Origin of the sequence: Pantoea sp. PNA 14-12, from assembly GCF_004364735.1 — a bacterium.
Lineage (GTDB): Bacteria > Pseudomonadota > Gammaproteobacteria > Enterobacterales > Enterobacteriaceae > Pantoea > Pantoea stewartii.
The window spans coordinates 196,502-210,061 of record NZ_SOAJ01000001.1; the positions used below are offsets into that span (position 1 = coordinate 196,502).

12 protein-coding genes and 1 other annotated feature are annotated in these 13,560 nt (G+C 54.7%); of the genes, 8 read left to right on the top strand and 4 right to left on the bottom strand.

Annotated elements, in window-relative coordinates:
- Window positions 1-366 precede the first annotated feature (366 nt).
- Together C7434_RS01005 and C7434_RS01010 are read right to left on the bottom strand one after the other, a co-directional pair.
- Window positions 367-3,525 carry a multidrug efflux RND transporter permease subunit AcrB gene (locus tag C7434_RS01005; RefSeq protein WP_033738689.1) on the bottom strand — a complete coding sequence of 1,053 codons (3,159 nt, stop codon included), beginning with the start codon at window positions 3,523-3,525 and terminating at the stop codon, window positions 367-369.
- Between the two features lie 16 nt (window positions 3,526-3,541).
- Complete coding sequence (locus C7434_RS01010) at window positions 3,542-4,744, bottom strand: efflux RND transporter periplasmic adaptor subunit (RefSeq protein ID WP_033738691.1); 1,203 nt, start codon at window positions 4,742-4,744, stop codon at window positions 3,542-3,544.
- Window positions 4,745-4,886: 142 nt separating this feature from the next.
- Between C7434_RS01010 and acrR the strand changes: the two genes are divergently transcribed.
- Window positions 4,887-5,525 carry a multidrug efflux transporter transcriptional repressor AcrR gene (acrR, locus tag C7434_RS01015; protein ID WP_039338471.1) on the top strand — a complete coding sequence of 213 codons (639 nt, stop codon included), beginning with the start codon at window positions 4,887-4,889 and terminating at the stop codon, window positions 5,523-5,525.
- Here the strand turns inward: acrR and rsmS are convergent.
- Together rsmS and C7434_RS01025 are read right to left on the bottom strand one after the other, a co-directional pair.
- Complete coding sequence (gene rsmS / locus C7434_RS01020; protein ID WP_006117926.1) at window positions 5,522-5,677, bottom strand: pleiotropic regulatory protein RsmS; 156 nt, start codon at window positions 5,675-5,677, stop codon at window positions 5,522-5,524. The genes acrR and rsmS overlap by 4 nt on opposite strands.
- A gap of 76 nt (window positions 5,678-5,753) precedes the next feature.
- Window positions 5,754-6,284: a primosomal replication protein gene (locus C7434_RS01025; RefSeq protein WP_039338470.1), complete on the bottom strand. Its 531-nt coding sequence runs from the start codon at window positions 6,282-6,284 to the stop codon at window positions 5,754-5,756.
- A gap of 57 nt (window positions 6,285-6,341) precedes the next feature.
- Here C7434_RS01025 and C7434_RS01030 point away from each other — a divergent pair, with 57 nt between their 5' ends.
- The 7 genes from C7434_RS01030 to adk all read left to right on the top strand — a co-directional run bounded on the left by C7434_RS01030 (window position 6,342) and on the right by adk (window position 13,450).
- Entirely contained in the window at window positions 6,342-6,731 is a 390-nt protein-coding gene (locus C7434_RS01030; protein WP_058708335.1) for a DUF454 family protein, read from the top strand.
- 145 nt (window positions 6,732-6,876) lie between these two features.
- A complete protein-coding gene (gene apt, locus C7434_RS01035; protein ID WP_133745060.1) occupies window positions 6,877-7,428 on the top strand; it encodes an adenine phosphoribosyltransferase in 552 nt (183 codons plus the stop codon).
- 158 nt (window positions 7,429-7,586) lie between these two features.
- Window positions 7,587-9,563 (top strand): DNA polymerase III subunit gamma/tau, encoded by a 1,977-nt coding sequence (gene dnaX / locus C7434_RS01040; RefSeq protein ID WP_133745061.1) that lies wholly within the window; start codon window positions 7,587-7,589, stop codon window positions 9,561-9,563.
- Window positions 8,905-8,966: a sequence feature (DnaX frameshifting element), on the top strand. (Overlaps the previous gene by 62 nt.)
- Before the next feature lie 56 nt (window positions 9,564-9,619).
- On the top strand, window positions 9,620-9,949 hold the full coding sequence (locus C7434_RS01045; protein WP_033738698.1) for a YbaB/EbfC family nucleoid-associated protein: 330 nt from the start codon (window positions 9,620-9,622) through the stop codon (window positions 9,947-9,949).
- Window positions 9,949-10,554 (top strand): recombination mediator RecR, encoded by a 606-nt coding sequence (gene recR / locus C7434_RS01050; protein WP_006117920.1) that lies wholly within the window; start codon window positions 9,949-9,951, stop codon window positions 10,552-10,554. The genes C7434_RS01045 and recR overlap by 1 nt, the downstream gene beginning before the upstream one ends.
- 98 nt (window positions 10,555-10,652) lie before the next feature.
- Entirely contained in the window at window positions 10,653-12,527 is a 1,875-nt protein-coding gene (gene htpG / locus C7434_RS01055) for a molecular chaperone HtpG (protein WP_033738700.1), read from the top strand.
- A 278-nt stretch (window positions 12,528-12,805) separates the two neighbouring features.
- Window positions 12,806-13,450 carry an adenylate kinase gene (gene adk / locus C7434_RS01060; protein ID WP_033738701.1) on the top strand — a complete coding sequence of 215 codons (645 nt, stop codon included), beginning with the start codon at window positions 12,806-12,808 and terminating at the stop codon, window positions 13,448-13,450.
- Window positions 13,451-13,560: the final 110 nt, after the last annotated feature.

A 13,560-nucleotide genomic window follows, 5' to 3' on the forward strand; every position in this document is an offset into this window, starting at 1 on the left:
GCGCTGCCACAAAGACAAAGTGGCTTCAGACACGCTTGTCAGCCGCGTGACACGTCAGCGCAGTCTGACGAGAGGGTAAGAAGCCGGGCAGAGACAAGAGAAAGAAGCGGGTGTGAAATCAGCGTGAACCGGTTAAGACCGAAAAGAAGCAAAGTGACTCGTCAGGTCATCCGGGATCGCGCCGGACGTGACCAGCCTGAATGTAAAAGAGGGTGAGGAAGGCAGCGTTCACCCCGAGTGAACAGGAAGTTATCGCGATAATACAAGCCAGCGTCATCGTGGCAGCGGTTAATCCCTGCGGCTGTCAAAAAAGAGACGGCGTGAGGCATTAAAAAAGGCCGCTGATGCGGCCTTTAAGTTTACAGATTAATGCGAGTGGTCAGGATGATCGACGGGATGACCCTTTTCGATCTCGGCTTTGTTTTTACCAAAGCGACGACGCACCACCACAAAGAATACCGGTACGAAGAAGATGGCCAGCGCGGTCGCGGTCACCATCCCGCCCATGACGCCCGTACCGACCGCATTCTGTGCACCAGAGCCGGCACCGGTACTGATGGCCAGCGGCAGTACGCCCAGAATAAACGCCAGTGAGGTCATCAGGATAGGACGCAGACGCATACGGCAGGCTTCAAGCGTGGCTTCCACCAGCCCTTTGCCTTCTTTCTCCATCAGGTCCTTCGCAAATTCCACGATCAGGATGGCGTTCTTCGCCGAGAGGCCAATAGTGGTCAGTAACCCCACGACAAAGTAAACGTCATTGCTCAGTCCGCGCAAGGTCGTAAAGATCAATGCACCGACCACGCCCAGCGGAACCACCAGCATGACCGAGAACGGAATGGACCAGCTCTCATACAGGGCCGCGAGGCACAGGAACACGACGATCAGTGAAATGGCATACAAGGCAGGTGCCTGGTTACCCGACAGACGTTCCTGATAGGACATCCCGGTCCAGTCAAAGCCAATGCCCGACGGCAGTTTCGAAGCCAGTTCTTCCATCAGGTTCATGGCATCACCGGAGCTCTTGCCGGGGGCTGCCTGCCCAAGGATTTCCATAGACGGTAAACCGTTGTAACGTTCCAGACGCGGTGAACCATACTGCCAGCGTGCTGATGAGAAGGCAGAGAAGGGCACCATCTCGCCGTTGCTGTTTCGGACATACCACTTATTGATGTCGTCAGGCAGCATACGCGCATCAGCTTTACCCATCACGTAGACTTTCTTCACACGACCGCGGTCAATGAAGTCATTAACGTAAGAGCCGCCCCAGGATGCGCCCAGCGTGGTATTGATATCACTGAGTGAGACACCCAGTGCCTGGGCTTTCTCCTGATCGATATCCAGTTTGAACTGCGGCGTATCTTCCAGACCGTTGGGACGCACACCGACCAGCGTATCCGGATGTTGTGCGATCATGCCAAACAGCTGGTTACGCGCCTGCGTCAGCTTTTCATGCCCCAGGTTACCCTGATCGATAAGTTCAAAGTCAAAGCCGGTCGCGTTACCTAACTCGATAATGGCAGGCAGGTTAAACGCAAAGACCATACCGTCTTTAATTTGCGCCAGCGCTTGCATTGCACGTCCCTGGATCGCAGGCACTTTCATGTCGCTGCTGGTACGCTCATCCCACGGCTTGAGGCTGACGAAGGCAATACCGGTATTCTGTCCACGGCCCGCAAAGCCAAAGCCCGCAACGGTAAAAACAGATTTCACCGAGTCTTTTTCTTTCGTCAGGAAGTAATCAGAAACCTGATCCAGCACTTTCTGCGTGCGCTCCTGTGTGGCGCCGGCAGGGAGCTGAGCCTGAGCCAGTAACAGGCCCTGATCTTCTTCCGGCAGGAACGATGAAGGCAGACGCAGGAACAGAAACGCCATCCCCAGCACAATCAGCAGATAAAGCAGCAGATAGCGACCCGTACCGCGAACGATGTGACCTACGCTGTCAACATAGTGATGGGTACTCTTGTCGAACAGGCGGTTGAACCAGCCAAAGAAGCCTTTGGTGGCACCGTGATCGCCTTTTTTCACCGGCTTGAGCATAGTGGCGCAGAGTGCGGGCGTCAGAATCAACGCAACCAGTACTGACAGCGCCATGGCCGACACGATAGTGATGGAGAACTGACGATAAATCACGCCGGTCGATCCACCAAAGAAAGCCATGGGAATAAAGACCGCTGACAGCACCAGGGCAATACCGACCAGCGCGCCCTGAATCTGCTCCATTGAGCGCTTGGTCGCTTCTTTCGGTGGCAGTCCTTCCTCCACCATGACGCGCTCGACGTTCTCGACCACCACGATGGCGTCATCCACCAACAGGCCGATGGCCAGCACCATCCCGAACATCGTCAGGGTGTTTATCGAGTAACCAAAGGCGCCGATAATGGCGAAGGTCCCCAGCAACACAACCGGCACGGCAATAGTCGGAATCAGCGTGGCTCGGAAGTTTTGCAGGAACAGATACATCACCAGGAACACCAACAGAATCGCTTCCATCAGTGTTTTCACCACTTCGAAAATAGAAATTTTAACGAACGGTGTGGTGTCGTAAGGATAAACGACCTTCATTCCCGCCGGGAACGTTGGCTGCAGCTTAGCCAGCTCGGCTTTAACGGCTTCGGCGGTATTCAGGGCGTTAGCGCCGGTCGCCAGTTTGATACCGATACCGGACGCAGGCTTGCCGTTATAGCGCGCAATGATCTCGTAGTTTTCACCACCCAGTTCGATCTGTGCCACATCGCGCAGACGCACCTGAGAGCCATCGTTATTCACTTTCAGCAGAATGTTGCCGAACTCTTTGGTGGAGGTCAGACGCGTTTGCGCAATAATTGAGGCGTTCAGCTGCTGTCCCGGTACCGGCGGTGTTCCGCCTAACTGACCGGCAGCCACCTGGGCGTTCTGGGTTTTAAGCGCATTGATCACATCAACCGGCGTCAGCTGATAGTTATTTAACTTACTCGGATCCATCCAGATGCGCATCGCGTACTGCGCACCAAAGACCTGGGTATCACCCACGCCAGGCGTACGGCTGATAGGATCTTTGATGTTAGAGGCAACATAGTCAGCAATATCGTTCTGCGTCATGCTGCCATCATCGCTGATGAAACCCGCTACCATCAGGAAGCTACTGGAGGATTTTTTAACCTGAATCCCCTGTTGTTGCACTTCCTGAGGCAGCAGTGGCATTGCCAGCTGCAGTTTGTTCTGCACCTGAACCTGCGCGATATCCGCGTCAGTCCCTGACTGGAAGGAGATAGTCAGCGTCAGAGCACCCGAGGAATCACTGCTTGATGACATATACATCAGGCCATCAATGCCGTTCATGTTTTGTTCGATGACCTGCGTCACCGAGTCTTGCAACGTTTTCGCGTCAGCACCAGGGTAGTTGGCCTGAATCTCAATGGCCGGTGGCGCAACATTGGGATATTGCTCAATCGGTAATTTAATAATCGATAACGCGCCCGCCAGCATGACGATAATAGCCAGCACCCACGCAAAGATTGGGCGATCGATAAAGAACTTAGCCATGTATCAACGGCTCCTGTTAGGACGATGTTTTAGCAGACTGGGCCTGAGAGGGATCACCTTTTGCGGCTTTTGCATCGTCTGTGACTTCTTTAGGTGTAACTTGTGCACCCGGTTTTGCACGCTGCAGACCTGTAAAGATCACACGCTCGCCCGCTTTCAGACCTTCTGTTACCAGCCATTTATCGCCAATAGCCTGGGCTGCTTTGATCTTACGTGCTTCAACTTTATTGTCCGCGCCGACCACCATGACAGAGGCGTCACCGGTTGGTGTGCGCGTTACCGCCTGCTGAGGAACGAGCAGGGCGTTTGGATTGGTACCTTCATCCAGACGGGCACGTACAAACATTCCTGGCAGCAAGGCTTTATCAGGGTTAGGGAAGATCGCGCGCAGGGTGATCGAGCCGGTGGTTTGATCAACGGTCACATCCGAGAACTCCAGCGTACCCGGCTGAGCATAGTTTTTACCATTCTGCATCAGCAGGGTAACGTTGGCTTTGCCATCGTTCTGTTTCAGCTGACCGGACGCCAGTTCTGAACGCAGACGCAGGAAATCTTCACTCGACTGGGTAACATCGACATACATCGGATCCAACTGCTGCACCGTGGCCAGCGCTGTGGTTTGCCCGCTTTGTACCAGCGCACCTTCTGTAACGGATGACTTACCAATGCGGCCACTAATAGGCGAAGAGACTTTTGTGTACGCCAGGTTAATGCGTGCGGTTTCTACGTTAGCCTTCGCGGCCTGAACGGCCGCATTGTTTTGTGCCGCGGTGGCGACGGCATTATCGTAGTCCTGCTGACTGATATATTTGGTGCCAAGCAGTGGCTTATAACGATTGACCGTCAGTTGCGCTATACGTGCATTAGCCTCTGCTTTCGCTAAATCGGCTTTGGCGCTGTCATAGGATGCCTGATAGGTCGCGGGATCGATCTGATAGAGCGATTCACCGGCTTTAATCTCACTGCCTTCAATAAAGTTACGCTTCAGAATGATACCGGAAACCTGCGGACGCACTTCGGCAATACGGTAAGCCAGGGTACGGCCAGGCAGTTCGGTCGAAATTTTTAGGGGTTCACTTTTAACGGTGACAACACCGACTTCCGGCGGCTGTTGTTGGGCGGCCTGGTCGGATTTATTTCCGTCACATCCTGTTAACACAAAGCTGCCTGAGAGCATCAGGACGGCCGCCAGAGGCGTTAACCCTCTGAATTTGTTCATAAATAAACCTCTAGAGTCCGATATCAAATGATCAATGGATCACAAAGCCATGAACCCATTGCTGCGTATTATTTTAGCTCGTGCTATGGTACATACATTCACAAATGTATGTAAACTTACCTGTTTGTAAAAAAAGTCCCCTATGGCACGAAAAACCAAAGCGCAAGCTCTTGAAACCCGGCATCAAATTCTGGACGCCGCCCTTGCTCTGTTTTCGAAAGAGGGGGTTTCAGCCACCTCCCTGGCGGACATCGCTTCTGCAGCCAGCGTAACCCGTGGCGCTATCTACTGGCATTTCAAAAACAAAGCCGATTTGTTGAACGAAATATGGCTTCGCTGCGATGCCGGGCTTAATGAAGTGAAACTTGAGTATCAAACAAAATACCCCGGTGATCCACTCTCCATTTTACGGGCGATGCTGGTCTATATCTTTCAGGCGACTGCGCGCGATCCGCAGCGCCGTGCGTTGATGGAAATCATCTTTCATAAATGCGAATTTGTCGGGGAAATGGCTGCCGTAAAAAGTATCCAGCAAAGTCTGTTGCTTGAGCGTTACAACGAAATAGAAGACGTACTGCGTCAGTGCATTGATGCCGGGCAACTTCCAGAAACGTTCCAGACCCGACAGGCGGCGTTAATCATGCGCAGCTATGTCAATGGCATGATGGAAAGCTGGCTTTTTACGCCTGGCAAATTTGATCTGGTTGCCGATGCGCCCGAACTGGTGGATGCCCTGATTGATATGTTGCGCTTAAGTCCGACGCTGGCAAAAAAGGCTTAGTCTTTGCGCTGTTCGTCGCGTTTCTTTTCGTAATCGCGCTGAACAATGGCCAGGGCGGACAACACCGTTTCCACCGACAGTTGGTGTTCTTCAAACAGCTGAATCAAATCTACCGCCAGTTTGACCTCTTCGGGGGCCGTTTCCAGGGACATCATTCCTCCTGCGACGTTGTATCATGGGCCTGATAAGCGTGCCATCCTGCGATGGCGGTCTTGCAAAGATAGCGCATTAACTGCTAAACGGGCTGTCTGACAGTGACATTGCCCACTCCACCGAGCGGATCGCCTGCCGGCAGCGTGCCATACGGCCTTCCAGTACCTCCAGGTCTTTTTTCAACTGCTGCTGAACGGCAAAGGTTTCTGCCAGCGCCAGCCGTTGCTCCCGCTGGTCGATCATCGCCTGTAGTCGACGCTCATATTCCCGGTATTCCAGATATTTTTGCTGACGGGCGGAAGGCCGGGCACGTTCTGCGCGGCTACGAAGTTGCTGGGTACTGGCTTCACGCTGCAGGGCGGCGATTTGGTCCACCAGATGACCCGCCAGCCACTGGCTACGTTCCACATCCTCGCCGGCCTGACAAAGGCGTTGATAGTTGTGCTCAATCTCCTGCAGATAATCGGCCAGTCGGGTCCCTTTCGTCGTAAAGAGTTGGTTGTCAAAACGCGGCGAGCGACACTCGCCGTCGGGATGGCTGTGGATGGCCTGGCGCAAGGTGAGAAGGCAGTGATGCAGCCTTTGCCGCGTCGGATGCTTACTCATTGCGCCCAACGCAGGTATGCTAAAGTCATGCAACGGAAAACGCATTGGGTGGCAGGTATGCAACGCATTGTCTTATTAACCCTGGGTTGGCTGGCGATAGTGCTTGGCATACTGGGCATTGTATTACCTTTATTACCTACAACGCCATTCATGCTGCTGGCAGCGTGGTGTTTTGCCCGTTCTTCACCACGTTTTCATCACTGGCTGCTCTGGAAATCGCCCTTTGGTCGCTATATTCGTCACTGGCAACAGCATCGTGGCATGCCGCCAGGGGCAAAAAGCCGCGCCATCGTACTGATTGTGGCGACATTTTCGCTATCCTTGTGGCTGGTGCCAGTGCTGTGGGTACGGATCATGCTGGGCATCATGTTGTGCCTTCTGTTGCTGTTTATGTGGCGGATGCCGGTGGTGGCAGAAACACCAGACGACAGTTTACCTCCGCGATAAAGTTGCAATTAGCCGGCCATTTGCTTAGATTTGGGCCTCTTCGTGTGCGGCTTCCCATTATGAATGTATTTCCGCTGAACCTTTAATCAGGTATTGGCGCTATTGAAGCTGCGCAAAACAGAATTTTTTTACCAGGCTTAAGATTATGACCGACACTGCGCAGCAGCTTGAACTGATTAAAAACAGTATCAAAAGTATTCCTGATTACCCGAAGCCGGGTATTCTTTTCCGTGACGTCACCAGCCTGTTGGAAGACCCGAACGCCTATGCAGCGTCCATCGCCCTGCTGGTTGAGCGCTACCGTAATAAAGGCATCACCAAAGTTGTCGGCACAGAAGCGCGTGGCTTCCTCTTTGGTGCGCCGGTTGCCCTGGGGCTGGGGCTGGGTTTTGTCCCGGTGCGTAAACCGGGCAAACTGCCACGTGAAACCTACAGCGAATCCTACGAGCTGGAATACGGTACCGACCAACTGGAATTGCACAAAGATGCGATCCAGCCGGGCGACGTCGTGCTGGTGGTCGACGATCTGCTGGCGACCGGCGGAACGCTGGAAGCCACGATCAAACTGATCCGTCGTGCAGGCGGTGAAGTGAAAGATGCTGCTTTTATTATTAACCTGTTCGATTTGGCAGGGGAAACCCGCCTCAAGGCGCTGGGCGTTGACAGCTACAGCCTGGTCAATTTCCCCGGCCACTAAGCCTCGCTTCTGGCCTCGCGCACCTGTGGGGCCATTCCGCTTTACCGCTTCAAGATAACGAGTGATAGGTGAAAGCGTAGCTGTTAGACTACTGCAATCATATACAGGGGTTGCAGTGCGTCTGCGCTCACATTTCCATCCAAATTCGTCGAAACCACATGAGCTATCAGGTACTTGCCCGAAAATGGCGTCCACAGGCGTTTGCTGATGTTGTCGGTCAGGAACATGTTCTGACGGCGCTGGCGAATGGATTGTCTCTGGGACGCATCCATCATGCTTATCTCTTCTCCGGCACACGGGGCGTAGGGAAAACCACGATTGCCCGTCTGCTGGCAAAAGGCCTTAACTGCGAAACCGGGATCACCGCCACGCCCTGTGGCCAGTGCGATAACTGCCGTGAGATCGAACAGGGCCGTTTTGTCGATCTCATCGAAATTGATGCCGCCTCGCGCACCAAAGTGGAAGACACGCGCGATCTGCTTGATAACGTGCAGTATGCGCCCGCCCGCGGCCGCTTTAAAGTTTACCTTATTGATGAAGTGCACATGCTGTCGCGTCACAGCTTCAATGCGCTGCTGAAAACGCTGGAAGAACCGCCTTCACACGTTAAATTCCTGCTGGCGACGACCGATCCGCAGAAGCTGCCGGTGACAATCCTGTCCCGTTGTCTGCAGTTTCACCTTAAAGCGCTGGATGTTGACCAGATCCGTCAGCAGCTCGACAACGTATTAGAACAGGAGCAGATCGCCCGGGAACCGCGGGCGCTGCAACTGCTGGCCCGTGCTGCCGATGGCAGTATGCGCGATGCGCTGAGCCTTACCGATCAGGCCATTGCGATGGGCGAGGGCAGCGTGACCAGCGCGACCGTCGGGGCGATGCTCGGGACGCTTGACGATGAGCAACCCCTGGGGCTGCTTGAAGCCGTAGTCGACGGCAACGGGGAGCAGGTGATGGCGTTGCTGGCGCAGGCAGCTTCGCGCGGGGTTGACTGGGAGGCATTGCTCGTTGAGATGCTGCGCCTGCTGCACCGCATTGCCATGGTACAGTTACTGCCTGCCTCTCTTAATGACGATGAAGAAAGCAATGCGTTGCGCCTGCGGGAACTGGCGCGCGTCGTGCCGCCTGCCGATCTGCAGCTTTATTATCAAACCCTGCTGATGGGGCGCAAAGATTTACCCCTTGCGCCCGATCGTCGTATGGGCATTGAGATGGCCTTATTGCGCGCGCTGGCGTTTCATCCCAAAGCGGCCGTCGCGGAGCCGATCGCGCGGCCCACGCTGACTGCGCAGTCAGCGCCGGTGCCGGTACAGAACGTACCGCCGTCGCCAACCGAATCGGCGCCCGCTGCCCGGCCACGAATGGCGGCACCCGAACCCGCTTCGGCACCAACCGCGCAGTCTGTCTCGCCTGCGGCACCCGAACCGTCACTGTCCAGTTCCACCAGCCAGCTCCTGCAGGCGCGCACCCAACTGCTGCGCCAGGGAGCAAACAAAGCAAAAAAGAGTGAGCCGGCAGCGCCTGGTGCGCGGCCGGCCAGTTCTGCCCTTGAGCGACTGGCCTCGGTGACCGAGCGCAGTCAGCAGCGTGTGCGTGAGCGCGCCCCTGAAGCGCCGGTAAAAAAAGAGGCGTACCGCTGGAAAGCGCTGACGCCCGTAACCGAAGCGGCCGCGCCCGTCGCCACGCCAAAAGCCTTGCGTTCTGCGCTGGAGCATGAGAAAAATCCTGAGCTGGCCGCACGGCTGGCTGAAGAAGCCCAGCAGCGTGATGCCTGGGCGGCTGAGGTGGCCGGTTTGCCGCTGCCTAAACTGGTTCAACAGTTGGCGTTGAATGCCTGGAAAGAGACCACCGATCAGGGTATTTGCCTGCATTTACGTTCCAGCCAGCGCCACCTGAATTCGGCCTCCGCGCAGCAGGCCCTGACCGCCGCATTGAGTCAGGTTGCCGGACACCAGGTTGAACTGTCGGTTATTGAAGACGATAATCCTACGGTATTGACGCCACTGGAGTGGCGTCAGGCCATTTATGAAGAGAAGCTGGCGCAGGCGCGTCAGTCCATCTTGAGTGACAGCCACATTCAAACCCTTCGTCGCTTTTTCGATGCCGATTTGGATGAGGAAAGCATTCGACCCGTTTGAACACGCTGCAACGTTATGAATAAACCGCGTTGTAGCCTCAGCAGAGAGAGAAAACTATGTTTGGTAAAGGCGGATTGGGCAACCTGATGAAACAGGCCCAGCAGATGCAAGACAAAATGGCCCAGGTTCAGGAAGAAATTGCCGCCCTGGAAGTCACGGGTGAATCAGGCGCAGGCATGGTCAAAGTGACCATCAATGGTGCCCACAACTGCCGCCGTGTGGAAGTCGATCCCAGCCTGCTGGAAGATGACAAAGACATGTTGGAAGATTTGATCGCTGCCGCCTTCAACGACGCGGCGCGTCGCATTGATGAAGCGCAGAAAGAGAAAATGGCGTCTGTCTCTTCAGGCATGCAGTTGCCACCAGGCTTCAAGATGCCGTTCTGATGCAAACCAGCCCACTGCTAGAGTCCTTAATGGAATCATTGCGCTGTTTGCCGGGCGTTGGGCCGAAGTCGGCGCAACGGATGGCGTTCCAACTGCTACAGCGCGATCGTAGTGGGGGAATGCGGCTGGCACAGGCGCTGACCCGGGCAATGTCGGAAATCGGTCACTGTGCCGATTGCCGCACCTTCACCGAGCAGGAAATCTGCACTATCTGCGCCAATCCCCGGCGTCAGCAAAACGGTCAGATCTGCGTGGTGGAAAGTCCGGCAGATATCCATGCTATTGAGCAAACCGGGCAATTTGCCGGCCGTTATTTCGTTCTGATGGGCCATCTTTCGCCCCTGGATGGCATTGGCCCGGCAGATATCGGTCTCGATCGGCTGGAACAGCGTCTGGAGAAGGAAGCGATTCAGGAAGTGATCCTGGCGACCAACCCCACCGTGGAAGGCGAAGCGACCGCGAACTACATTGCAGAATTATGTGGCCAGTATGGCGTTGAAGCCAGCCGCATTGCGCATGGCGTTCCGATGGGCGGCGAACTGGAAATGGTGGATGGCACCACGCTATCCCACTCACTGGCAGGCCGCCAGAAGATTAAATTTTAAACGCTTGCCGGCGTTGTGAAAAACGCCGGCTTGAAAATCCTGCATGTACCCCCACATCCTCCTCAACGTTCGTTAAATCTGATTCTGTTGAGGTAGCAATGACCATGAAAGGACAAGAGACTCGTGGCTTTCAGTCAGAGGTAAAACAACTTCTGCACCTGATGATCCATTCTCTCTATTCAAACAAAGAGATTTTCCTGCGTGAACTGATTTCCAACGCCTCGGATGCGGCGGATAAACTGCGCTTCCGCGCGCTGTCTGATGCCAGCCTGTACGAAGGCGATGGTGACCTGCGCGTGCGTCTCTCTGTCGATAAGGATAACCGCACCATCACGCTGAGCGATAACGGTATCGGCATGCGCCGTGATGAAGTGATTGAAAACCTTGGCACTATTGCGAAATCCGGCACCAAAGCCTTTCTGGAATCCCTGGGCTCCGATCAGGCCAAAGACAGTCAGCTGATCGGTCAGTTCGGTGTGGGTTTCTACTCGGCCTTTATCGTTGCCGACAAAGTCTCGGTGCGCACGCGCGCAGCGGGTGCCGCCGAAGACGAAGGCGTGTTCTGGGAATCGGCAGGTGAAGGTGAGTATACCATCGCTGACATCAGCAAAGCCGATCGCGGTACGGAAATCACCTTGCACCTGCGTGAAGGCGAAGATGAATTCCTCGACAGCTGGCGCGTCCGCAACATCATTGGTAAATACTCCGATCACATTGCGTTGCCGGTTGAAATCGAAACCAAAGATGAAGAAAGCGGCACCACGACCTGGGAGAAAATCAACAAAGCTCAGGCGCTGTGGACCCGCAGCAAGTCAGAGATCAGCGACGAAGAGTACAAAGAGTTCTACAAACATATTGCCCATGATTTCAGCGATCCGGCGACATGGAGCCACAACCGCGTAGAAGGGAAACAGGAGTACACCAGCCTGCTATATATCCCGGCTCGCGCACCGTTCGACATGTGGAACCGCGACCATAAACATGGTCTGAAACTCTACGTGCAGCGCGTGTTTATCATGGATGACGCCGAGCAGTTTATGCCGAACTACCTGCGCTTTGTGCGCGGCCTGATTGACTCTAACGATCTGCCGCTCAACGTATCGCGTGAGATTCTGCAGGACAGCCGTGTTACCCAGAATCTGCGCGGCGCGTTGACCAAACGTGTTCTGCAGATGCTGGAGAAGCTGGCGAAAGAGGACAGCGAAAAGTACCAGACCTTCTGGAAAGAGTTTGGTCTGGTCCTGAAAGAGGGCCCCGCTGAAGATCACGCCAACAAAGAGACGATTGCCAAACTGCTGCGTTTTGCCACCACACAAAGCGAGAGCGCGGCGCAAACCGTGTCGCTGGAAGATTACGTCAGCCGTATGGTCGAGGGTCAGGAGAAGATCTACTACATTACCGCCGACAGCTATGCTGCAGCGAAAAGCAGTCCGCATCTGGAGCTGTTCCGTAAAAAAGGCATTGAGGTCCTGCTGCTGTCCGATCGTATCGATGAATGGATGATGAGCTATCTGACCGAGTTCGACGGTAAGGCCTTCCAGTCCGTCAGCAAAGCGGATGAAGCGCTGGATAAGCTGGCTGACGAAGAAACGGAAGCACAGAAAGAAGCGGAAAAAGCGCTGGAACCTTTTGTTGAGCGCGTGAAAACGCTGCTGGGCGAACGTGTGAAAGAAGTCCGTCTGACGCACCGTCTGACCGATACGCCTGCGATTGTGACCACCGATGCAAACGAGATGACCACGCAAATGGCCAAACTGTTCGCGGCGGCAGGACAGGACGTGCCGGAAGTGAAATATATCTTCGAGATCAACCCCGATCACCAACTGGTGAAGCGCGTGGCAGATACCCAGGATGAAGCCCGCTTCGGTGAATGGATTGAGCTGTTACTGGATCAGGCCCTGCTGGCAGAGCGCGGCACGCTGGACGATCCTAACCAGTTTATCCGTCGGATGAACCAACTGCTGACGGCGTAAGACGACGAAACCGGTGAGATCCTCACCGGTTTTTTTGGCTGCAGCCTTCCTGCCTGCTTTCCGGCACCCATATTTGTTGCGCAACCGCCTTAAAAGCCCCATTGCACCCGCTACCAGTCCGAAAATGCCTTTTCACTGACATCGCGCACTGCGATCGCTGGCTAAAGTCAGTACACTGATCTGCGTTGATCCGCCCCTTCCTTGTGGTGCGCGGATCATAATGGTATGTTCTTCCGCTTCTCAGATTCATCAATGCGATTCGCAAGGGGATTTACGCAATGCGTATTATTCTGCTCGGAGCTCCGGGCGCAGGTAAGGGGACTCAAGCCCAATTCATCATGGAGAAATACGGCATTCCGCAGATCTCCACTGGCGACATGTTGCGTGCAGCGGTTAAAGCGGGCACCGAACTGGGCAACCAGGCGAAAGCCATTATGGATGCCGGCAAGCTGGTTACTGATGAGCTGGTGATTGCGCTGGTTAAAGAGCGCATCGCCCAGGAAGATTGCAAAAACGGTTTCCTGCTTGATGGTTTCCCACGCACCATTCCTCAGGCTGACGCAATGAAAGAAGCCGGTATCAAAGTGGACTATGTGCTGGAGTTCGCTGTGCCGGATGAACTGATCGTTGAACGCATCGTCGGTCGCCGTGTTCATGCGCCATCAGGCCGTGTTTACCATGTCAAATTCAATCCACCGAAGGTGGAAGGCAAGGATGACGTGACCGGTGAAGAGCTGACCACGCGTAAAGACGATCAGGAAGAAACGGTGCGCAAACGTCTGGTGGAATACCATCAGCTAACCGCACCGCTGATTGCTTACTACAGCAAAGAAGCCGAAGCGGGTAACACTGAGTACCACAAAATCGACGGCACACGTAATGTGTCCGACGTGAGTGCAGAGCTGGCTAAAATTCTGGGCTAAGCAGAGAGGGGCCGGTACGACTGGCCCCTTTTGCTGTAGTGAATCTACCCATACTTTCCTGCGTTTTCCTTCTTCGTTGTCCTCTGAACGCCAGCCGCGCTTGTCGCAGA

Coding starts and splice junctions, on each gene's coding strand:
- C7434_RS01005 (WP_033738689.1), bottom strand. CDS start 3,525: ATGGCTAAGTTCTTTATCGATCGCCCAATCTTTGCGTGGGTGCTGGCT.
- C7434_RS01010 (WP_033738691.1), bottom strand. CDS start 4,744: ATGAACAAATTCAGAGGGTTAACGCCTCTGGCGGCCGTCCTGATGCTC.
- acrR (WP_039338471.1), top strand. CDS start 4,887: ATGGCACGAAAAACCAAAGCGCAAGCTCTTGAAACCCGGCATCAAATT.
- rsmS (WP_006117926.1), bottom strand. CDS start 5,677: ATGTCCCTGGAAACGGCCCCCGAAGAGGTCAAACTGGCGGTAGATTTG.
- C7434_RS01025 (WP_039338470.1), bottom strand. CDS start 6,284: ATGAGTAAGCATCCGACGCGGCAAAGGCTGCATCACTGCCTTCTCACC.
- C7434_RS01030 (WP_058708335.1), top strand. CDS start 6,342: ATGCAACGCATTGTCTTATTAACCCTGGGTTGGCTGGCGATAGTGCTT.
- apt (WP_133745060.1), top strand. CDS start 6,877: ATGACCGACACTGCGCAGCAGCTTGAACTGATTAAAAACAGTATCAAA.
- dnaX (WP_133745061.1), top strand. CDS start 7,587: ATGAGCTATCAGGTACTTGCCCGAAAATGGCGTCCACAGGCGTTTGCT.
- C7434_RS01045 (WP_033738698.1), top strand. CDS start 9,620: ATGTTTGGTAAAGGCGGATTGGGCAACCTGATGAAACAGGCCCAGCAG.
- recR (WP_006117920.1), top strand. CDS start 9,949: ATGCAAACCAGCCCACTGCTAGAGTCCTTAATGGAATCATTGCGCTGT.
- htpG (WP_033738700.1), top strand. CDS start 10,653: ATGACCATGAAAGGACAAGAGACTCGTGGCTTTCAGTCAGAGGTAAAA.
- adk (WP_033738701.1), top strand. CDS start 12,806: ATGCGTATTATTCTGCTCGGAGCTCCGGGCGCAGGTAAGGGGACTCAA.